This is a genomic window from Psychrobacter sp. 1U2, from assembly GCF_051847575.1.
In genome coordinates, this window is record NZ_JBPYDC010000631.1 from 1 (window position 1) to 930 (window position 930).

The 930-nt window shown below is 34.5% G+C and carries 1 protein-coding gene; it reads left to right on the plus strand.

From position 1 onward, the window contains the following. Nucleotides 1-825: 825 nt before the first annotated feature. Nucleotides 826-930: hypothetical protein (locus tag ACS8FD_RS17730; protein WP_439276821.1), on the plus strand; the 105-nt coding region annotated here is incomplete at its 3' end.

Sequence of the window (930 nt, forward strand, 5' to 3'; positions counted from 1 at the left end):
CAACAGAAACAACAATAATTGATAATTAGGAAGAAAATACTATAAAGTATGCACTTAACCAAATATTTGTCTCTAAGAACAACTTTAGTTTATATTTTAAGTTAAAACTATTATAGTCGTCTGAGTATTTTTGATGATTGATAACTATAAGTTTCGACCGCTAAATTAGGTACTACAATTAGATAAATTCAATTACTAACTGGCAATTTTAGGTTAATTTAGCGTATAATCCTAGGTAAATTTGTATTTGTTTCTATATCTTAGCAATGCCTATTGAGCTTTTACATAGATTGATCGTGTTTGGCTATAATAGGACATAACTATAAAGATATGACAGCCTGATTTTCGATAGATGGGTATGATTTAAAATTGTATCCTCCTCCGTTAATCGGTTTGTTTTTAATCAACTTATCATATATTGCGTCTGAGAGTTTTTTCTGTTTTAGACTCAATCACATGATACTAGTATGACAATGTTATAAATTTCAATAAAACGTATTGTAGGTTCATCTATACTTTAAAGTGCTCACTCTAAGCAGTTAGTTTTAGAGGTTTACTTTTATTTGATAGACTTATGATGCATCTTGGTAGCCGGTCGCCACTTTGGTAATTCGAATAAGACGTTAACGTGTTGTTAAGGAGTCTAAGGTCAGCGTTAATACTCTTACTTGCAGTAATACTTAAGCGTTATGTTTAAGGCACTCAATCACAGCTCCGCCCTAGGCTGCTGCTGCATGATGGTCTGTCATAATGCTTTTGGAATACTGCTGTCGTACCAAACAGGACGTCTGGTATCGTTTTAGACTATGGACTAAGTTTTCGCTTATGATTACCATCAAGAAAGGTTTGGATTTGCCCATCACAGGTGAGCCCTCCCGCGAGATATCAGAGCACAGACCAGCACATGTGGCACTTATTGGTTACGATTAC